15 protein-coding genes and 1 rRNA gene are annotated in these 20,566 nt (G+C 34.9%); 15 read left to right on the forward strand and 1 reads right to left on the reverse strand.

The window, feature by feature from the left end:
* A 5S ribosomal RNA gene (gene rrf / locus BUE10_RS16725) occupies positions 1–88 on the forward strand; the annotation flags it as partial.
* A 296-nt stretch (positions 89–384) separates the two neighbouring features.
* On the opposite strand, the gene BUE10_RS16730 is transcribed toward rrf, so the two are convergent.
* On the reverse strand, positions 385–1,398 hold the full coding sequence (locus tag BUE10_RS16730) for a proline iminopeptidase-family hydrolase (RefSeq protein WP_073486919.1): 1,014 nt from the start codon (positions 1,396–1,398) through the stop codon (positions 385–387).
* A gap of 138 nt (positions 1,399–1,536) precedes the next feature.
* On the opposite strand from BUE10_RS16730, the gene BUE10_RS16735 reads away from it, so the two are divergent.
* From BUE10_RS16735 to xylA, 14 genes are all read left to right on the forward strand, one after another.
* The gene (locus BUE10_RS16735; protein ID WP_073486921.1) at positions 1,537–1,974 is read left to right on the forward strand and encodes a PepSY-like domain-containing protein; all 438 of its coding nucleotides are present in this window, start codon (positions 1,537–1,539) and stop codon (positions 1,972–1,974) included.
* Positions 1,975–2,113: 139 nt separating this feature from the next.
* Positions 2,114–3,142 (forward strand): LacI family DNA-binding transcriptional regulator, encoded by a 1,029-nt coding sequence (locus BUE10_RS16740; RefSeq protein WP_073486922.1) that lies wholly within the window; start codon positions 2,114–2,116, stop codon positions 3,140–3,142.
* An 89-nt stretch (positions 3,143–3,231) separates the two neighbouring features.
* Positions 3,232–4,104, forward strand: a complete 873-nt coding sequence (locus tag BUE10_RS16745) for a helix-turn-helix domain-containing protein (protein WP_073486923.1) — start codon at positions 3,232–3,234, stop codon at positions 4,102–4,104.
* Between the two features lie 55 nt (positions 4,105–4,159).
* Positions 4,160–4,702, forward strand: a complete 543-nt coding sequence (locus tag BUE10_RS16750) for a YbhB/YbcL family Raf kinase inhibitor-like protein (protein ID WP_073487384.1) — start codon at positions 4,160–4,162, stop codon at positions 4,700–4,702.
* Positions 4,703–4,994: 292 nt separating this feature from the next.
* Positions 4,995–7,148 (forward strand): alpha-glucuronidase family glycosyl hydrolase, encoded by a 2,154-nt coding sequence (locus tag BUE10_RS16755; RefSeq protein ID WP_073486925.1) that lies wholly within the window; start codon positions 4,995–4,997, stop codon positions 7,146–7,148.
* A gap of 175 nt (positions 7,149–7,323) precedes the next feature.
* Positions 7,324–8,061, forward strand: coding sequence for an SDR family NAD(P)-dependent oxidoreductase (locus tag BUE10_RS16760; protein ID WP_073486927.1), 738 nt, complete (start codon positions 7,324–7,326; stop codon positions 8,059–8,061).
* Positions 8,062–8,161: 100 nt separating this feature from the next.
* Positions 8,162–9,325 carry a mannonate dehydratase gene (uxuA, locus tag BUE10_RS16765; RefSeq protein ID WP_091290771.1) on the forward strand — a complete coding sequence of 388 codons (1,164 nt, stop codon included), beginning with the start codon at positions 8,162–8,164 and terminating at the stop codon, positions 9,323–9,325.
* Between the two features lie 162 nt (positions 9,326–9,487).
* Positions 9,488–12,079, forward strand: coding sequence for a glycosyl hydrolase 115 family protein (locus BUE10_RS16770; RefSeq protein ID WP_073486930.1), 2,592 nt, complete (start codon positions 9,488–9,490; stop codon positions 12,077–12,079).
* 153 nt (positions 12,080–12,232) lie between these two features.
* The gene (locus tag BUE10_RS16775) at positions 12,233–13,342 is read left to right on the forward strand and encodes an endo-1,4-beta-xylanase (RefSeq protein ID WP_073486932.1); all 1,110 of its coding nucleotides are present in this window, start codon (positions 12,233–12,235) and stop codon (positions 13,340–13,342) included.
* A gap of 255 nt (positions 13,343–13,597) precedes the next feature.
* Positions 13,598–15,031: an MFS transporter gene (locus tag BUE10_RS16780; protein WP_073486934.1), complete on the forward strand. Its 1,434-nt coding sequence runs from the start codon at positions 13,598–13,600 to the stop codon at positions 15,029–15,031.
* 23 nt (positions 15,032–15,054) lie between these two features.
* Positions 15,055–16,089, forward strand: a complete 1,035-nt coding sequence (locus BUE10_RS16785) for a glycoside hydrolase family 43 protein (protein ID WP_073486936.1) — start codon at positions 15,055–15,057, stop codon at positions 16,087–16,089.
* A 262-nt stretch (positions 16,090–16,351) separates the two neighbouring features.
* Positions 16,352–17,362, forward strand: coding sequence for a GntR family transcriptional regulator (locus BUE10_RS16790; protein WP_073487386.1), 1,011 nt, complete (start codon positions 16,352–16,354; stop codon positions 17,360–17,362).
* Between the two features lies 1 nt (position 17,363).
* Complete coding sequence (locus BUE10_RS16795) at positions 17,364–18,845, forward strand: xylulokinase (RefSeq protein ID WP_073486938.1); 1,482 nt, start codon at positions 17,364–17,366, stop codon at positions 18,843–18,845.
* A gap of 8 nt (positions 18,846–18,853) precedes the next feature.
* Entirely contained in the window at positions 18,854–20,179 is a 1,326-nt protein-coding gene (xylA, locus tag BUE10_RS16800) for a xylose isomerase (protein WP_073486940.1), read from the forward strand.
* Positions 20,180–20,566: the final 387 nt, after the last annotated feature.

Genomic DNA, 20,566 nt, shown 5'->3' on the forward strand with positions numbered 1-20,566 from the left:
CTCACCTCTTCCCATCCCGAACAGAGTAGTTAAGCCCGCCTGCGCAGATGGTACTGCATCATTGTGGGAGAGTATGTCGTCGCCTTTCTTTTGAAGAATCCTCATCATTTAGTTGATGAGGATTTTTTTGTTTTACAGCTGTTTTTGGAAACTAAATCCAAAGAAATAACGTGTGATAATACCTGCGTCACAGGGGTTGAAATCGCTGTCAGTACTTTTAGAACTTTGAATCTTCAGATTCGAAAAGAATATGTGCTGATTTATTTAGGAATGAAAGTGATATTTGTTTCTTTAAAATAAAAGATTCAGCGATATTTCGACCTAATAGAAATTTAATTAATAGTTATAATGCTGTAAATTAATATATTGTAATTTTGTGTTCCACTAGATTTTTTTACTATCAACGTCATTAATAAATTGAATTACACCATTCATAAAGACTTTTTGATCATCCCACATAGCTAAATGACTTCCGTTTGGACAATATAAGTAACGTCCTTTTTTGACTAATTTACTTTGTTCTTCCATTGCTTTTGGGTCCATTGTGTCATATTTGGCACCAATCATAAGTGTTGGAATTGTAATTTCATGGAGCCTATTTTTGATATCCCATTTTGCTAATCTTCCGCTAATACCAAATTCACTTGGGCCTTGCATCATGGTGTAAATTTCTCCATTTACGTGTTTGCTGGCACGATTTAATCCGTCTGGCCATTCTTGTAATCGGCATAAATGCTCTTTGTAAAAATTCGGAATTAATAATTCCATATATCTTGGATTACTGAAATCTTTTTTGGCTTCTAAAGCTCTTATTTCTGCAAGAATTTCTGGTTTCATTTGTTTTGCCAAAACTTCATCAGCATATTTTCCATATTCTAGGGCACTTGCCATCATGTTAGAAACTAGTAATCCTTTCATATTTTGCTGATATTTTAGAGCATATTCCATAGCAAGAATTCCTCCCCACGAATTTCCTAGTACATAAAAATTTTCTTTATCGGCATTAATAGCTTTTCGTACTTGTTCAACTTCTTCTACAAATCTTTCAGTTGTCCATAAACTGCTGTCTTTTGGCTGGTCGCTATAATAAGATCCTAATTGATCGTATTCGTAAAATTCGAAACCTTCTCGTTGAAAAAATGTTTCAAAGCATTCCATGTATTCATGTGTCATTGCTGGGCCTCCGTGCAATAGTAGAATTTTTATTTTTGGGTTATTGCCAAAACGTTTTGTCCAAACTTTAAATTCTCCTGCGGGTGTTTTTATAGGTATCATTTTCACTCCTGCAGATTCGACATTACTTTGGTCATAAGTAAAATAATTGGAAAGATTAGTGTTGTTTTCTTTTTTACAAGATGTGATAAGGAGTATAGATGCAAAAGCTAGAATGTAACGCATATGAATATAATTTAATGGTTTATACCAAGTTACAAATTAAAGGTTATGTATTCTAAAAACTTTAAAAGTTTCTTAAATAGATTTGAACCCAAATTTTCTTGTAGTAAATTAGTAATACTATACTTAAATAAGCGAATTATGAAAAATAAAATATTTTTAGCCATAACATTGTTAACCCTAACAATCTCGGCCAGCGCCCAAAAGAAAATAGAAGTTACAGAACTGCCGCAGCCAGCCCAGGATTTTTTGAAAAAACATTTTAGCCATACCACTGTTGAAAAAGCTAAAAAAGATGCAGAACACGGAGAAAAAGGTTTTGAAGTAATATTGAAAGACGGAACAGAAGTAGAATTCTGGAAAGACGGATCGTATCGAGAAGTAGATGGTGAAGGCAAACCAATTCCAACCGATTTTATCCCAGATAACATCAAAGCTTATGTTGCTAAAAATCATCCAAACGAAAAAATAACACACATCGACTATGGACACAAAGATTTAGATGTTGATTTAACAAACAAAATCGATTTGGAATTTACAAAAGATGGTAAAATTCTAAAAGATAAAAAAGACAAATAAAACGCATTGCCAAAATATTCCTGAATAACCCGCCATTTAAATGGCGGACTATTCAGGAATATTTTTATTTAACGTCAATTTTTATGAAAGAACATCTTGAGAGAAAATAGTTTATATTTACATTTCTATTTTTTATTTCATGGAAGAGAATAAACATGTAACGATTTACGATATTGCCGAGCGTTTAAACCTGGCAACATCAACTATTTCACGCGCTTTAAAAAACCACCATACTATAAGTGATAAAACGATAAAAAAAGTAAAAAAAACTGCCGAAGAAATGGGATTTGTTCCTAATACTTTAGCTGCAGGTTTGCGCGGAAATAAAACCAGAACCATTGGGGTTTTAATCCCGACCGTTACACAGCCGTTTTTATCCTCCTTAATCAGCGGAATCGAAATCACAGCTCAAAAATCTGATTATACCGTAATTATTATGCAGTCGCATGACTCTTACGAAGAAGAAGTAAATATGGCCAAATCCTTATACAGCAACCGTGTAAGCGGCGTAATTTGTTCGCTTGCAATGGAAACCAGAGATACGGCACACTTCCATCAGTTTTCAAATAATAACATTCCGTTAGTATTTGTCGACAGGGTGCCAAAAGATTACAATACTTTTAGAGTCGTTATCGACAATTACACAGCAGGTTACAAAGCCACAAAACACCTTATTGAACAAGGCTGTATTCGTATTGCACATTTAACTGCAGGTTCAGAATTAGGAAATCTGTATAACGAAAGAAAAAGAGGTTATATAGAAGCCTTAAAAGATCATAATATTCCCGTAGAAGAAGAACTAATTATTAATTTGAATTCAGTTACTTACGAAGACGGAGTAAAAGCAAGCAACGCCTTATTTGATTTAAAACCAATGCCCGACGGACTATTTGCTCCCGGAGATATTTTGGCCGTAAGTGCTGTGCAAACCGCTAAAAAAAGAGGCATTAAAGTACCGGAAGAATTTAAAGTAATAGGTTTTAATAACGACCCAATTTCACAGATTATAGATCCTAATTTGTCTACAATTACACATCCTGCCGAAAAAATGGGAAAAGCCGCCGCCGAAATTATTATCAAAAATTTGAAATCATCTAAAAATGATGATGCAAAAGAAATCACCTTCTTAAATACAGAAGTACTTGCAAGAGAATCTTCTCAAAAATAAATTTAACGTAATTCTAATTTATGACTTATCAATTCGTTTATAATTGAGAAAGCCATTGACTTTATATTCTTATTTTTTAGAATACCATTATGAAAACAATTACACTTCCCGATGAAATGAATTTAGAAAAAACGCAACTCGTACATGTTGTGGATTATAGAAGTTCTAAAGATGTTTCGAAACAACAGATTATTCTAAATCAGAATATAATTAGTTTTCTTATGGAAGGAACAAAAGAAGCTATTTTTGATAATGCAGCCTTGTCAATAGATCCTTCTAAGTTTTTAATAATGAGATCAGGCAATTGTTTAATGACCGAAAAAAAGATTTCTGAAGCCTCTAATTACAGAAGTATGCTGTTGTTTTTTTCTAATGAAATGATTCATAATTTCATTAGAAAAATGGAATTTAACGAATTCGAATTAATAGAACCTAAATCTGTTTATGTTTTTGATTATGATGAATTTATACAGCGATTTGTACATAGTTTAGCTGATATTTCTAAACTTTCAGGAGATATTAAATTTAAATTATTAGAAGTTAAGTTTGAAGAAATCATGCTTTATCTAACCGGGAAGTATGGAGCCGAATTTCTATATTCCTTAACCGTTAACAGCGATAATGCCACACAAAAATTTATTCAAATAATTGAAAACAGCCATTTGAGTAAATTAACGCTGAAAGAATTGTCATTTTTGTGCAATATGAGCGTTTCAACATTCAAAAGAGAATTTGAAAAACACTACGCCGAATCTCCAATAAAATGGTTTCAAAATAAAAGGCTAGAATTTGCACATTATTTATTGCAGCAAGAACAAAAAAATCCATCAGAAATTTATTTTGAAGTTGGTTATGAGAACTTATCCAGCTTTACGCAGGCTTATAAATTAAAATACGGAGTAACGCCAAAACAAAATCAGAAAAACTGGACTTTTAGCAACAGTTTTCGATCCTTTCCCTAAAGTTTCTTAGGCAATGCCAAACTTAAATTTGCTTAAAATTTTAAAACGAAATAAAATGAAAAAGCTAAATTTAATTTTGGTGTTGTCTTTAATTTTCACAACAACAATTTTTGCCCAAAAAACATTTACCCTAACCAGTAAAGATTTAGGAGGAGAAACCACTAAAATTCAGGAATTCAACGGATTTGGCTGTTCAGGCGAAAACCAATCTCCAGAGTTGTCATGGAAAAATGCTCCCGAAGGAACAAAAAGTTTTGCCATCACAATGTACGATCCGGATGCGCCAACAGGAAGCGGATTTTGGCATTGGGTAGTCGTTGATATTCCGGCAAACATAAATGAATTGGTTACCAATGCCGGAACTAAAAACCTTGTTCCAAAAGGTGCCATTCAAAGTATTACAGATTACGGAATCAAAGGATTTGGAGGCCCTTGCCCGCCGGTTGGTCACGGATTTCATCAATATATAATTACGGTTTATGCATTAAAAACAGATAAACTGGGAACTGATGAAAATACAAATCCAGCCGTAGTTGGTTTTAATCTTTGGAACCAAACTTTAGCAAAAGCAAGTATCGTAGCGTATTACAAACGATAAAAATCAAATTTATAATATCAGAATTTCGAGTCTTGAATTCAACCCCGTTAAAGCAGGATAGTTTTTATAATTATCCTGCTTTTATTTGTTACAGAAATATATTTTTCAAAAAAAAGAGAACTAAAATTTTTTTCTTAAACAACAATCCTATATTTTTACGCAACCGATTGCAATTATTGTTTTGTTTGGAATAATGCATTTTTTGAATTAAATTTTTATCAATAAGTAATATTCAAAAGCAAAACGTTGATGTTGTAAAAATGAAAGTTTTTAAGAATAAACTAATTAGTAAATGACTTCAGTAAGATTTGTTTTTCTGTTTATTTCTATTTCCTTTTCTGCTATAGCACAAAAGGATTATAAGCTATGGCTTCAATATGACAGAATAACAAATTCAACAATTGCTTCAGAATATAAAAACAATATTCAGGGAATCGTTTCTTTAGAAAAATCCGAAACTTCGCAAATTTCTCTAAAAGAATTAGAAAATGGAATTACTGCAATGCTGGGAAATAAACCAGAAATTAAATCAGAAATAAAAGGAGAAAATAATTTGATTATTGGTTCTCAAAATTCCTTAAATCCAGATTTACAAAAAGCTTTACAAACAGATTTCGATAAAATAAACAACGAAGGTTTTATCATTAAATTAATCCGTTTTAAAAATAAAAAACAGCTGATCATTTCAGGAAAAAATGATGTAGCAGTTTTGTACGGAGTTTTTAATTTTTTAAGATTGATGCAGACCAATAAATCAATCCAAAACTTACTCATTACCGATTCTCCAAAAACAAATATTCGAATCTTAAATCATTGGGATAATCTCGACCGAACTGTTGAACGCGGCTATGCAGGTTTCTCTTTATGGAATTGGCAGAAATTGCCTGATTTTATCGATCAAAGATATATTGATTACGCCAGAGCAAATGCCTCAATCGGAATCAATGGAACAGTTTTAACCAATGTAAATGCAAATGCTTTAATCCTTACACCACAATATTTAGAAAAAGTTGAAGCTCTCGCAAATGTTTTTAGACCCTATGGAATAAAAGTTTATTTAACAGCAAGATTTTCAGCACCAATCGAAATTGGAAACCTAAAAACTGCCGATCCAAAAGATCCCGAAGTAGTTGATTGGTGGAAAAATAAAGCCAAAGAAATTTACAAACGAATTCCAGATTTTGGAGGATTTTTAGTGAAAGCCAATTCAGAAGGTCAGCCCGGCCCGCAAAATTACGGAAGAGATCACGTCGACGGAGCTAATATGCTGGCAGATGCAGTTGCACCGTTTGGAGGCGTAATTATGTGGAGAGCCTTTGTGTATTCAGAACACGACGCAAATGATCGGGCAAAACAAGCTTACGCCGAGTTTCAGCCATACGATGGAAAATTTAAAGAAAATGTAATTATTCAGGTAAAAAATGGGGCGATCGATTTTCAGCCCAGAGAACCGTTTCATCCGTTATTTGGGGCCATGCAAAAAACACCTTTAATGATGGAATTTCAAATCACGCAGGAATATTTAGGATTCAGTACGCATTTGGTTTTTCTGCCAAAATTATTTCAGGAGGTTTTAGAATCAGATACCTATCAAAAAGGAAAAGGTTCAACCGTTGCCAAAGTTATTGATGGCACTTTATACCAAAACAAACTAACCGGAATTGCTGGTGTTGCCAATATCGGGAATGATTTAAACTGGACAGGGCATCCTTTTGCGCAAGCGAATTGGTATGGTTTCGGAAGACTGGCGTGGAATCCGTATTTAGATTCAGAAACCATTGCTGACGAATGGTTAAGATGTACATTTTCAAACAACGAAAATTTTATAAAACCAGTTGCAACTATGATGATCGAATCGCGTGAAGCCGTTGTTAATTATATGACACCGCTTGGTTTACACCATATTATGGATACAGGACATCATTACGGGCCAGGGCCGTGGGTTTCTAATTTATCACGTCCAGAATGGAATCCGACTTATTATCATAAAGCTGACAAAAACGGAATTGGTTTTGACAGATCAAAGTCGGGAACAAATGCCACTTCGCAATATGCTCCGGAAATAGAAAAACTTTTTGATAATCTAGAAACCTGCCCAGAAAAAGATTTATTATGGTTCCACCACGTTTCATGGGATTATAAACTAAAAAACGGAGAAACACTTTGGAATGGTTTAGCATTGAAATATCAAGAAGGCGTAAATCAAGTCAAAGCAATGCAGAATGTTTGGAATCAGACAGAAAAGTATGTTGATAGCGAACGTTTTAATGAAGTAAAAATGTTATTAGAAATTCAGCAGAAAGAAGCAAAATGGTGGCGAGATGCCTGCTTATTATATTTTCAGCAATTTTCAGGAAAAGAATTTCCTGCAGGAGTTGAAAAACCAACACAAACTTTAGAGTATTTTAAATCATTAAAATTTCCATTTGCACCGGGGAATGGATAAAATTAGAACACAGATGACACGGATTCGCTATCGCGAAGACACGGAAAAAAGACGGATTTTTTTTCAACAAAAAAATAAAAAAAACCGTGTAAATCAGCGTTTTCGCGATAGCGAATCCGTTTAATCCGTGTGCCAAATACCAAGCAGCAAGTACCAAAAATATATTTTAAAAATTATGAATAAAAAAACAGCAATAGTAACCGGAGGAAACTCAGGTTTAGGATTTGCAACCGCAAAGAAATTATGTGACAACGGAATCACAACCTACATTATTGGAAGAACAAAAGAAAAAACAGAAGAAGCCTGCAAAGAAATTGGCGAAAATGCAATTCCGGTACTATTTGATTTAAATGATTTGAAAGGAATTCCAGCCATGATTGAAAACATTACCAAAAATGGCCCAATTGATATTTTGGTAAACAATGCTGGAATCAATATGAAAAAGGAATTTACAGATGTAACCGATGAAGATTTTTTATCAATAATTCATACCAATCTATTAAGTGTTTTCGCTGTAAGCAGAGAAGTGGTTAAAAATATGAAAGAAAATGGAGGAGGAAGTATCATCAACATCAGTTCGATGGCATCACAATACGGAATTCCAAAAGTAATTGCGTATTCATCAAGCAAAGGTGCGATCGAATCCATGACGCGTGCAATGGCGGTAGAATTGGCTCAGTTTGGCATTCGTGTAAACTGTATTGCACCGGGATTTATCAAAACCAAAATGTCATCAACAGCCTTGGACAATGATCCTGAAAGAAAAAATAAAGTACTGGGAAGAACACCAATGGGCTTTTTAGGAGAACCTTCGGACATTGCAGATGCCGTTTATTATTTCGCTTTAAGCGAATCAAAATATACAACAGGAACCGTTTTACCAGTTGATGGCGGAAACAGTATTGGGTTTTAATTGTGAAAATGCCACAAAGTCGCTAAGTCACAAAGTTCTATTTTAAAAAACTTTGTGACTTAGCGCCTTCGTGGCACAAAAAATAGTCAGTATGATAAAAATGCAGCAAACCATGCGATGGTTCGGGCCAAATGACAAAGTAAGTTTGATAGACATCAAACAAGCCGGAGCAACAGGAATTGTAACCGCTTTGCATCAAATTCCGGTTGGTGATGTCTGGACAATTGCTGATATCAAAGAAAGACAGGAAATTATTCGAAATTACGGATTAGAATGGACTGTGGTTGAAAGTCTCCCAGTTCACGAAGAAATAAAAAGAGCCTCAGGAAATTATCTGCAATACATTGAAAATTACAAAATCAGTTTGCGAAACCTGGCAGAATGCGGGATCAAAATCATAACCTACAATTTCATGCCGATTCTGGATTGGGTACGCACGAATCATAATTTTATTAACGAAGACGGAAGCAAAGCACTGTTGTACAATCAGGATGCTTTTACCTATTTTGATGTTTTTCTTTTAAAAAGACCAAACGCCGAAAAGGATTATTCTGAAGTTCAAAAACAAAACGCACTGCATTTTGGAAACAAACTTTCAGAATCAGAAAAAGCATTATTGTTTAAAAATGTTCTATTAGGATTGCCAGGAAGTACGATCAACTTTACGGCAGAACAGATTTTGTCTTTATTAAATAATTACGCCAATATTGATAACGAAAAACTAAGAGAAAATCTCATTTATTTTTTATCAGAAGTTGCTCCGGTCGCAGAAGAAACAGGTTCAAAATTAGCAATTCATCCAGACGATCCGCCGTTTTCGGTTTTAGGACTTCCGAGAATTGTTTCAACAGAAGCTGATTTAAAAGCCATTTTTAATGCCGTTCCATCAACATCAAACGGATTGTGCTATTGTACAGGTTCATTAAGTGCCGACCCGAAAAATAATCTGGAGAAAATAATAGACGATTTTGGAGACCGAATTCACTTTTTGCACCTTCGAAATACCATCCGCGAAAGCGAAACTATTTTTAGGGAATCAGAACATTTAAATGGTGATGTTAATATGGAAGTTATGGTAGAGAAATTATTATTGTTAATGAACAAAACAAAAATAAGTCTGCCAATGCGCCCCGATCATGGTTTCCTGCATTCGGTTGATGAAGCGACAGAAACGTATCCGGGATATTCATTGACAGGAAGATTAAAAGGTCTTGCTGAGTTACGGGGACTAGAAATGGGAATTGCTTTTAAATTGAATTTGTAATTATTCTAAAAAATGCAAAAGTGTTTAGTGCCGAAAATTTCTCGCAAAGACGCTAAGTCGCAAAGTTTTATTATAAAGGCTTAAAAAGGAAGAAACTTGGCGACTTAGCGTCTTTGCAAGATTAAAAAGAATAGATTAAATGAAAAACTTTGACTTTGTTCTATGTGTTTAAAAATCAAACTATCGCATCTGATTTTATCGCTTTTCCTCATCGGATTAAGTACAAAATCGTATGCCATAAATCCAGAGAAATACATAGTAAATCAGGCTTCCGCCGAAAACTTTCCTTTGGTTTCAAAAGGAAAAACAGCTTCCATTTTAGTAAGTTCAACTGATTTTTCAGGCGTTTTAAAAGTTGCAGGATATTTAGAAAATGACATTTTTCAGGTTTCAGATTTGCATCCAAAAAGAATCAATAAAATTTCTGAAGCAGAAGATTTTGTGGTTATTATTGGAACTTTAGGAAAAAGTGAAATTATCGATCAATTGGCGAAAGAAGGTAAAATTAACGCAAACGAACTTCGTGGAAAATGGGAAAAATTCACCACTCAAATTATCGAAAATCCTTTTAAAGGAATCAAAAAAGCATTGGTAATTGCAGGTTCAGACAAAAGAGGAACGATTTACGGAATCTACGATTTATCGAATCAAATAGGCGTTTCACCTTGGTATTTTTGGGCGGATGTTCCAGTGAAAAAACAATCAGAATTGCATGTTTTGCCCGGAATTCATTCGCAGGGAGAACCAAAAGTAAAATATAGAGGAATTTTTATAAATGACGAAGCTCCAGCTTTATCTGGCTGGGCATTTGAGAAATTTGGCGGATTTAATTCGAAATTCTACGATAAAGTTTTTGAATTGATTCTGCGAATGAAAGGCAATTATTTATGGCCGGCAATGTGGGGCAGAATGTTTTATGTAGAAGATGCGCAGAATGCTGTTTTGGCAAACGAATACGGAATCGTAATGGGAACTTCGCACCACGAACCGTTAGCAAGAGCGCATGCCGAATGGGGAAAAGCAAACGGAAAATGGGATTTTAATACCAATTCAGAAGCTTTGATTAAGTTTTGGAAAGACGGTATTAAAAGAATGGGAAACAAAGAAACCATTGTAACCGTTGGAATGCGAGGCGACGGCGACGAGCCGATGACAGAAGGAACGGCAATTGGTTTATTAGAAAATATCGTAAAAACGCAAAGAAATATTATTGTAGAAGTAACGAAAAAGCTTGCTGAAGAAACGCCACAAATGTGGGCGCTTTACAAAGAAGTTCAGGATTATTACGACAAAGGAATGACGGTTCCCGATGATATTACGCTTTTACTTTGCGATGATAACTGGGGAAATATTCGCAAATTGCCGGAACTCGATTCAAAACCAAGAAAAGGCGGTTACGGAATTTACTATCATTACGATTATGTAGGCGGACCAAGAAATTATAAATGGATAAACACAAACCAAATTGAACGAGTTTGGGAACAAATGGATTTAGCGTATCAATACGGCGTTGATAAAATATGGATTGTAAATGTGGGCGACATTAAACCAATGGAATTTCCAATAGAATTTTTCTTAGATATGGCATGGAATCCAGAAAAGTTTAATGCCGGAAATTTAGATCAATATTATGTGAATTGGGCAAAAGAAAATTTTGGAGATCAAAGCACAACTGATATAGCCGAGATTTTAAAATTATATACTAAATATAATTCCAGAAGAAAACCTGAATTGCTAGATTCAAAAACCTACAGCATCACCAATTATAATGAAGCAGATCGAGTTGTTGCAGACTATCAAAGATTAGTTGAAAAAGCCAATTCAATCAACGAAAATTTGAAACCGGAATATAAAGATGCTTTTTATCAATTGGTTTTGTTTCCTGTTTTGGCGAGTGCCAATTTAAATGAATTGTATGTTGCGGCGGCTAAAAATCAGTTGTATGCAAGTCAGGGAAATGCTATTGCAAATGTGTATGCTGAAAAAGTAAAAGAATTATTTAAAAAAGACAGTCTGCTGACGAATTATTACCATATCAAATTAGCCAACGGAAAATGGAATCATATGATGTCGCAAACACATATTGGTTATGATAATTGGCAGCAGCGGGATAAAAATGTAATTCCGAAAACAAAAACAATTGAGGTAACAAAGATTGTTGCTGTCGATTTTCCAAAGGCTGAAACATCGATTAATAAAAATAGAGATTTAGATCATGTTTGTGGTTTTGTTGAGGACAACGGTTACATTTCAATAGAAAGTAAAAATTATTCTAAAGCGATAAATTCGGATGCAGTAAAATGGACCATAATTCCAAATCTTGGTAAAACAGAATCAGGTGTTACGATCAAACCTTCGAATATTAAACCGATTGAAGTTTCGGAAAATTCACCAAGATTAGAATATGACGTTCATTTTTTCAGTAAAGGAAAGATAAAAGTAAATGCCTATTTTTCGCCAACAATCAATTTTAAAATCGGAGATGGCCTGAAATACGGAATTGGTTTTGATGATGAAAAACCACAAATTATGAACCTCAACGCAGATTCTTCAGAGAAAGCCTGGGCTGAATCTGTTGCGAACAATATCAAAATAATAACCTCGACGCATCAAATCGAAAATTCAGGAAATCATGTTTTGAAAATTTATGCCGTTGATCCGGCTTTAGTACTCCAAAAAATTGTAATTGAGATGGAAGAAGGAAAAGTTTTGGAGTCGTATTTGGGGCCGCCGGAGAGTTTTAGAAAAGAGTAATAACGTTCTGTTTGTTATTCCGAGGAACGAAGGAATCGCATTAGAAACTCTACAAAGATTGGTGATTTTCATTGCGTATTTAGACCTGACAGGTTTTAAAAACCTGTCAGGTCTCCGTTGAGAAAAAACTATTAACTATTAAACCAAAAATATATGAAATTTATTAAACCTTATTTGTTTGCCGTCACGACTTTGCTGACTGTAAGCTGTACATCACAGAAAGAAACTACTTCATTAAAAGATGTTTACAAAAACGACTTTTATATCGGTACAGCTTTAAGTGCAGATCAAATTGAAGAAAAAGATGCAAAAGTAGATTCATTAATTAAGAAGGAATTTAATGCAATCACGCCGGAAAATATCATGAAATCGATGTTCATGCATCCGCAAAAAGATAAATACGATTTTGCTTTATCGGATAAATTTGTGACTTATGGAGAGAAGAATAAAATGTTTATTCATGGGCATACTTTGATATGGCACAGTCAATTAGCGCCCTGGATGGAAAAAATAGCGGATAGTACAGAAATGAAAGCTTTTATGAAAGATCATATTACAACGATTGTTTCAAAATATAAAGGCAGAATCAATTCGTGGGATGTGGTAAACGAAGCTTTAAACGATGATGGAACTTTGCGACAATCTGTTTTTTTGAAAACGCTTGGCGAAAAATACCTTGTTGATGCTTTTAAACTGGCAGAAAAAGCCGACCCAAAAGCAGAATTGTATTACAACGATTATAATATCGAAGAACCAGCAAAAAGAGCCGGAGCAATTGCTTTAATCAAAAAAATAAAAGCAGCAGGAGGAAAGGTTGACGGTGTTGGTATTCAGGGGCATTGGAGATTGCAGAGCCCGTCGATTGAAGAAATTGAAAAAAGTATCTTAGAATATTCGGCATTAGGAATTAAAGTTGCTTTTACAGAATTGGATATTACTGTGCTGCCAAATCCGTGGGATTTAAAAGGTGCCGATGTAAATCAGAAATTTGAAGGAAGTGCGAAAATGAATCCATATCCTAAATCATTGCCGGATTCAGTTCAGACGCAACTGGCAGAACGTTACGCATCGATTTTTAAACTATTTTTAAAGCATAAAGACAAAATCAGTCGTGTTACTTTTTGGGGCGTTTATGACGGACAATCATGGTTAAATGACTGGCCGATAAAAGGAAGAACCAATTATCCGCTTCCTTTTGATGCAGCTTTAAAGCATAAACAAGCTTACGATAGCATTTTAAAGTTGAAGAAAACGGAAGAATAATGAGTTAAAATGGCTTTGAATTAAAATATTATTAACAATCGGTTGTTTTAAAAAATATTCTTGAAATAAAGTAAAGTAAATTTGCGTAATATGTTTTTTTGTATAATTTTACACAACCGATTGTTTTAATCACAATTCGTTTTCCTGCAAGGTTTTCAAAACCTTGTAGGTATATTTGAGAGGGGTATTATAAAACAATTTAAACCTACAAGGTTTTGAAAACCTTGCAGGAACTAACTAACCACAAACCACAAAATGAATAACATTTCACAAAAATTATCCATCAAAGAAAAAATTGGATACAGCTTAGGAGACTTGGCTGCTAATTTAGTTTTTCAAACTTTGATGACCTATCTGGCTTATTTCTACACCGATATTTACGGATTATCGCCAACCGATTCTTCTATTATCATGTTGATTGTGGGTTTAGTTGCGGCTTTTATTTTTAATCCTATTATTGGGGTTTTAGCAGATAGAACCAGTACCAAATGGGGAAAATTCAGACCGTGGATTTTGGCAACTGCAATTCCGCTTGGCGTGGTTGCTTTATTGGCGTTTTCAACTCCTGATTTCTCTTATAAAGGAAAAGTTATTTATGCCGTTGTAACCTATACTTTATTATTGCTTTTTTATGCAGGAAATAATCTGCCGTATTCTGCTTTAAGCGGTGTAATTACAGGCGATATGTCCGAAAGAAACAGTATGTCATCGTATCGTTTTGTGGCAGTTATGTTTGCGCAGTTTTTTGTTCAGGTTTTTATGCTCGGCATTATAAAAAGTGCGGGAAATGGAGACAAAGCAATTGGTATCGAAAAAGTAATGACAGTTTTGGCTATCATTGGAACTATCATGCTTTTAATCACATTTTTGACGACAAAAGAAAGAATCATTCCGAAGCCGGAACAAAAATCAAGTGTAAAAGAAGATTTAAGCGATTTGGTCAAAAACAGACCGTGGATAATTATGCTTTCGCTTACGACTTTGGTTTTTATTACGCTGGCAATGAAAGGTGGTTCGTATGTGTATTATTTTGAAAACTATGTAGATAAAGAACAATTGGCGATTTTTATTCAACCGATTTTAGATACTTTATCAAATATAGGTTTGAATCATTTTGGAAATGATCCTGTTTCAGCCGGATTCGGATTATTTAATGCGGGAGGAATTATCTTTATGATTGTGGGAATTACATTGTCTAAAAACCTGGCCGATAAATACGGAAAACGAAATATTTTCGGATTGTTTTTATTCATTTCGACATTGTTTATTATCGCTTTTTATTTCTTCCCGTCAACTTCGATAAGCTTCATGTTTTTCTCTCAAATCTTACACGGGTTTTTCTACGGAATCACAATCCCGATTCTTTGGGCGATGATTGCCGATGTTGCAGATTATTCGGAATGGTTAAATAACCGCCGCGCTACAGCCATTATTTTCTCTGCCATGATGGTAGGTTTAAAAGCCGGATTAAGTATTGGAGGCGCATTAACAACATTATTTTTAGGATATTTTCATTACACGCCAAATTCTTCCGTACAGACAGAAACTGCAATAAACGGAATCAAATTATTGGTCAGCATTTTTCCTGCAATTCCATTTTTAATTGGAGCCGGATTATTGTTTTTCTATAAAATCAATAAACAAATGGAAGTGCAGATCGAAACCGAATTAAAAGAAAGAAGAACTTAATTATTTAAAACCAAGATATTACTATGCCTGAAGATAGCATTGAACAAATTAATTTCGAGGAAATTAATGAACTGGCGATTTCAAAGCCTTTAGTTTCTCACATTTATACGGCCGATCCGTCGGCGCATGTATTTAATGGTAAAATTTATATTTATCCGTCACATGATATCGATGCCGGAATTCCGTTTAACGATAACGGAGATCATTTCGGGATGGAAGATTACCACGTTTTTTCGATGGAAAGTATTTCATCAAAGGCCGTTGATAATGGCGTTGCATTGCACGTAAAAGATGTTGCCTGGGCCGAAAAACAAATGTGGGCTCCAGACGCAGCACAGAAAAATGGAAAGTATTATTTGTATTTCCCTGCCAAACGTGCTAATGGGATTTTCCAGATTGGAGTTGCCGTTGGAGATTCTCCTGCAGGACCTTTCAAGTCGGAGCCAGATGCGATAAAAGGAAGTTACAGTATTGATCCGGCAGTTTTTGAAGATGAAGATGGTAAACATTATATTTATTTTGGCGGAATCTGGGGCGGACAGCTGCAGAAATACAGAAATAATAAATACGATCAAGAGAATGAAGAACCTTCTGGAAACGAACCTGCTTTAGGGCCAATTGTAGCTTTACTTCGAGATGATATGCTGGAGTTTGCAGAAGATCCAAAAGAGATTAAAATTCTGGATGAAAACGGAGAAATGCTGCTGGCTGGAGATAATGCCCGTCGTTTTTTTGAAGCTTCGTGGGTTCATAAATACAGCGGAAAATATTATTTCTCGTATTCAACAGGAGATACACATTTTATTTGTTATGCAATTGGTGACAATCCGTATGGGCCGTTTACGTATCAGGGAAGAATTTTGAATCCGGTTGTGGGCTGGACTTCGCATCATTCTATTTGTGAGGTTGAAAACGAATGGTATTTGTTTTATCACGATTCGAGTTTGTCAAAAGGCGTAACACATTTAAGAAGTATGAAAGTAACTAAAATCGATTATCTGGAAGATGGTTCGATTGTTACGATTGATCCGTATGGGATAAGAAGATTGATAGATTAAAAAAATTTCATAAAAAATACAATCGGTTGTGTTGATTTTGCTGTTCCTTGTAAGGTTGGTTTGCGTGAGGGATAGAAGTGGAAAGCCCGCAGCCTGACGAAGGAAGTGCGAGGACTTGAAACGGATAGCCCGACCCGGAGGGGCACGCCCAAAGTATTATTTTGAATGGAATAAAAAGATAACAATTTTTAATGTAAAAGTATTTTTTTATAAAAGACAATTAATTACTTTAGCAAACCATAACAGAACGGAACAGAACGGTATGCTAAACGAAGAACAAGAGAAATTTGTATTTGCTATAAATCATGAAAGTGATATCCCGAAATACCAGCAATTGGTAGACGGAATAACAAATGCAATTGCTGAAAATATATTGCAAAAGGGAGATTTACTTCCTTCGGTAAATAGTATTTGCAAGACAAATCAGTTGTCGAGAGATACGGTTTTTAAGGCTTATACGATTTTAAAAGATCAGAATACGATTGAATCTGTACCTAATAAAGGATATTATGTTTCGGGTGAAACAAGAAAAGTGCTTTTGGTTTTAGACACTTTTAAGGCATATAAAGAGGTTTTGTACCATTCGTTTGTCAATAATCTGCCGGATAATGTGATTACTGATGTGCAGTTTCATCATTATAATATTGATGTTTTTAAAACAATCATTAATAACGGAATCGGGAAGTATTACAAATATGTGGTGATGAATTTTGATCACAAGGAAATTGCTCCGGCTTTGTCGGCAATTTCAAAAGACAAACTGCTTTTGATAGACTGGAATATTCAGGCAGATAAAAGTAATAATTATGTTTTTCAGGATTTTGGAAAAGCTTTTTATGAGTCTTTGACAGAAGTGGCTGATTTGTTTAAAAAGTATAAAAAGATACAATTTGTGTATCCGGATTTTACCAATCACCCGAAGGAAACGGTTGATTTTTTTAAGAAATTCTGTGCTGATTTTAGTTTTGAATATGAGATTGTAACAGATCCTAAAAAGTTCAATATCGAAAAAGGAATGGCTTATATCAGTGTAAGCGACAGGATTTTGGGATACTTTTTAGAGCAGTGTAAAGAAAAAGATTTTGAACCCGGAAAAGACGTTGGTTTTTTGTCGTATAACGAAACGCCAATGAAGAAATTTATTTATAAAGGAATTTCAGTTGTTTCAACTGATTTTAAGGAATTAGGAACCAAAGCAGCGGCATTTATTACGCATGACGAAGAAACGAAATGTTATGTGCCGACAAATTTAATAATAAGAGAATCATTGTAGTATGTATTATATCGGATATGATATTGGAAGTTCTTCAGTCAAGGCAGCCTTGGTAGAAGCAGAAACGGGTAAAAAAGTAATCGTTTTGAATGAACCGCAGAACGAAATGGAAATCTTGTCGATTCACCCGGATTGGGCAGAGCAGGATCCTGAAATTTGGTGGCAGCACATTTGCACGGCAACCAAAAGGGCGATTCGTGAAGCTAATATTGATGCATCGAAAATTCAGGGAATTGGTATTTCGTACCAAATGCACGGATTGGTGATTGTGGATAAAGGCGGAAATGCACTTCGAAATTCAATTATTTGGTGCGACAGTCGTGCGGTTGAAATTGGTAATACCGCTTTCGCCGAAATTGGAGAACAAAAATGTATGGAACATTTACTGAATTCTCCGGGGAATTTTACGGCTTCTAAACTAAAATGGGTGAAAGAAAACGAGCCTGAAGTTTACAATAAAATTGATAAATACATGCTTCCGGGAGATTATATCGCTTTGAAATTAACAGGCGAAGTAACGACAACTAAAAATGGTTTGTCTGAAGGAATGCTTTGGGATTATAAAGAAAATAAAGTAGCCGATTGGCTTTTAGATTACTACGGAATCGATAAATCATTGACGCCAAAAATCGTAGAGAATTTCACGAATCAGGGCGTTGTTACAGAACAAGCTTCGGCGGTATCTGGTCTTCCGGCCGGAATTCCGATTGTGTACAGAGCGGGAGATCAGCCAAATAATGCTTTGGCTTTAAATGTTTTGAATCCGGGAGAAGTCGCGGCAACGGGCGGAACTTCGGGCGTATTTTATGCCGTAAGCGAAATGTCTTCTGGAAAAAGTACGAGAGTAAACAATTTCGTTCACGTAAACTACGAATTGGAAACGCCGAGAGTTGGTAAACTTTTAAATATTAACGGAGCAGGAATTCAGTACAGATGGCTTCGTAATAATATGGGCAACGAAAGTTATGAAGCAATGAACGAAAAAGCTTCTAATATTGAGGTTGGATCTGAAGGCGTGGTCGTGATTCCGTTTGGAAATGGCGCTGAACGTATGTTCAACAATAAAAACATTGGAACTCATTTTTTAAACCTCAACTTAAATATTCATAACAGCGCGCATTTGTTTAGAGCTTCTCTTGAAGGAATTGCTTTTTCGTTTGTATACGGAATGGAATGTTTAAAGGATGATAATGCGACAATTAATGTGATTAGAGCCGGAAATGATAATCTTTTCCGTTCGGAGATTTTTTCCAATACGGTGGCGACTTTAATTGGTCACGAAATTGAAATTTATAATACAACCGGAGCAGTTGGTGCGGCAAGAGCAGTTGGTTTAAAAGATGGTGATTACAGCAAATTTGGTGCTAATGTTAGTGACAACGATCATGTAATGACGTTTTTACCACTGCACAACGCAGCTCCTTACGAAACGGCTTATAAAAAATGGAAACAAGAATTAGAATTAATATTAACAACTAAATAAAAGAACAAATGATAGTTTTAGGAGATAAAGAATACTACAAAGGTATTGGCCAAATAAAATTTGAAGGAAAAGAATCTGATAATCCGTTGGCATTTAAATATTACAATCCAGATCAAGTTGTAGCTGGAAAAACAATGCGTGAGCATTTTAGATTTGCAATTGCATACTGGCATACATTCTGCGGACAAGGAAGCGATCCATTCGGACCAGGAACGCAGCAATTTGCATGGGATCAATCTTCAGATCCGTATCAGGCGGCAAAAGATAAGGCAGATGCTGCTTTTGAATTTATCAGCAAAATGGGATTTGATTATTTCTGTTTCCACGATTATGATTTAATTGCTGAAGGAGCAACTTTCGCAGAATCAGAAAAACGTTTAGCATTCATTACAGATTACTTAAAACAGAAAAAAGCAGAGTCTGGAATTAAATTGCTTTGGGGAACTTCAAACTGTTTCTCAAATCCAAGATTCATGAACGGAGCGGCTACAAATCCTGATTTTAATGTAGTAGCAAGAGCCGGAGGTCAAGTAAAATTAGCGCTTGATGCAACGATTGCTTTAGGCGGAGAAAACTACGTATTCTGGGGTGGTAGAGAAGGTTACATGTCTTTATTAAATACAGATATGGGAAGAGAATTAGACCATATGGCACAATTCCTTGCAATGTCTAGAGATTACGCAAGAGCGCAAGGTTTCAAAGGAACTTTCTTTATTGAGCCAAAACCAATGGAACCGTCAAAACACCAATACGATTTTGACTCGGCAACAGCAATTGGATTCTTAAAAGAATACGGTTTAGATAAAGATTTCAAAATTAATATCGAGGTAAACCACGCTACATTGGCACAACACACTTTCCAACACGAGTTAGAAGTTGCGGCAAAAGCTGGAATGTTAGGAAGCATCGATGCAAACAGAGGAGATTACCAAAACGGTTGGGATACAGACCAATTCCCTAATAACATTCAGGAAACTACTGAAGCTATGTTGGTTTTCTTAAAAGCTGGCGGATTACAAGGCGGTGGAGTTAATTTTGATGCTAAAATCAGAAGAAATTCTACAGATTTAGAAGATGTTTTCTTAGCGCATATTGGCGGTGCTGATACTTTTGCAAGAGCTTTATTGACGGCTGATAAAATTATCACTTCTTCTCCTTACGAAAAATTAAGAACAGAAAGATACAGCTCTTTTGATGCTGGAAAAGGTAAAGATTTCGAAAACGGAAAATTAAACCTTAAAGATTTATATGATATCGCAAACCAAAACGGAGAGTTAACACTTCAAAGTGGTAAACAGGAATTGTTTGAAAATATCATTAACCAATATATTTAATTGGTAAAATCCATGAAGTTAGACCTGACAGGTTTTTAAAACCTGTCAGGTCTCTATAAAGATCTATTAGTGAGAAACTATCTAAAGAAATACAATTAAATTTCAATGTGATAGCTGTAGAAAGTGCAAATTGTTCAACAGCTGTTTCTATGATTTTTTAGATACAAATAGAGAGAATGTGTATTAAGATTATGACTTGTTTTTGAGATTTAGATTGGAAGAAAATAGATTGAAGGTTTAGTTACTATTTTTTAATAATCAAAACGAAGAAATAGAGTCAGTTTGATAAAATTATTAAGTGAGTTATTTTTTTATTGAAGGTTTTTTGAAGAGCAGAATCGGTCGAAATGCACATTTTTTTCTCGCTAGATGTTAGACGCACTGCTG

Source organism: Flavobacterium sp. CF108 (assembly GCF_900129795.1).
Taxonomy (GTDB): Bacteria; Bacteroidota; Bacteroidia; order Flavobacteriales; family Flavobacteriaceae; genus Flavobacterium.

Excerpts from the sequence above, each read along its gene's own strand:
- BUE10_RS16730 (WP_073486919.1), bottom strand. The coding sequence starts at position 1,398 with ATGCGTTACATTCTAGCTTTTGCATCTATACTCCTTATCACATCTTGT.
- BUE10_RS16735 (WP_073486921.1), top strand. The coding sequence starts at position 1,537 with ATGAAAAATAAAATATTTTTAGCCATAACATTGTTAACCCTAACAATC.
- BUE10_RS16740 (WP_073486922.1), top strand. The coding sequence starts at position 2,114 with ATGGAAGAGAATAAACATGTAACGATTTACGATATTGCCGAGCGTTTA.
- BUE10_RS16745 (WP_073486923.1), top strand. The coding sequence starts at position 3,232 with ATGAAAACAATTACACTTCCCGATGAAATGAATTTAGAAAAAACGCAA.
- BUE10_RS16750 (WP_073487384.1), top strand. The coding sequence starts at position 4,160 with ATGAAAAAGCTAAATTTAATTTTGGTGTTGTCTTTAATTTTCACAACA.
- BUE10_RS16755 (WP_073486925.1), top strand. The coding sequence starts at position 4,995 with ATGACTTCAGTAAGATTTGTTTTTCTGTTTATTTCTATTTCCTTTTCT.
- BUE10_RS16760 (WP_073486927.1), top strand. The coding sequence starts at position 7,324 with ATGAATAAAAAAACAGCAATAGTAACCGGAGGAAACTCAGGTTTAGGA.
- uxuA (WP_091290771.1), top strand. The coding sequence starts at position 8,162 with ATGCAGCAAACCATGCGATGGTTCGGGCCAAATGACAAAGTAAGTTTG.
- BUE10_RS16770 (WP_073486930.1), top strand. The coding sequence starts at position 9,488 with ATGTGTTTAAAAATCAAACTATCGCATCTGATTTTATCGCTTTTCCTC.
- BUE10_RS16775 (WP_073486932.1), top strand. The coding sequence starts at position 12,233 with ATGAAATTTATTAAACCTTATTTGTTTGCCGTCACGACTTTGCTGACT.
- BUE10_RS16780 (WP_073486934.1), top strand. The coding sequence starts at position 13,598 with ATGAATAACATTTCACAAAAATTATCCATCAAAGAAAAAATTGGATAC.
- BUE10_RS16785 (WP_073486936.1), top strand. The coding sequence starts at position 15,055 with ATGCCTGAAGATAGCATTGAACAAATTAATTTCGAGGAAATTAATGAA.
- BUE10_RS16790 (WP_073487386.1), top strand. The coding sequence starts at position 16,352 with ATGCTAAACGAAGAACAAGAGAAATTTGTATTTGCTATAAATCATGAA.
- BUE10_RS16795 (WP_073486938.1), top strand. The coding sequence starts at position 17,364 with ATGTATTATATCGGATATGATATTGGAAGTTCTTCAGTCAAGGCAGCC.
- xylA (WP_073486940.1), top strand. The coding sequence starts at position 18,854 with ATGATAGTTTTAGGAGATAAAGAATACTACAAAGGTATTGGCCAAATA.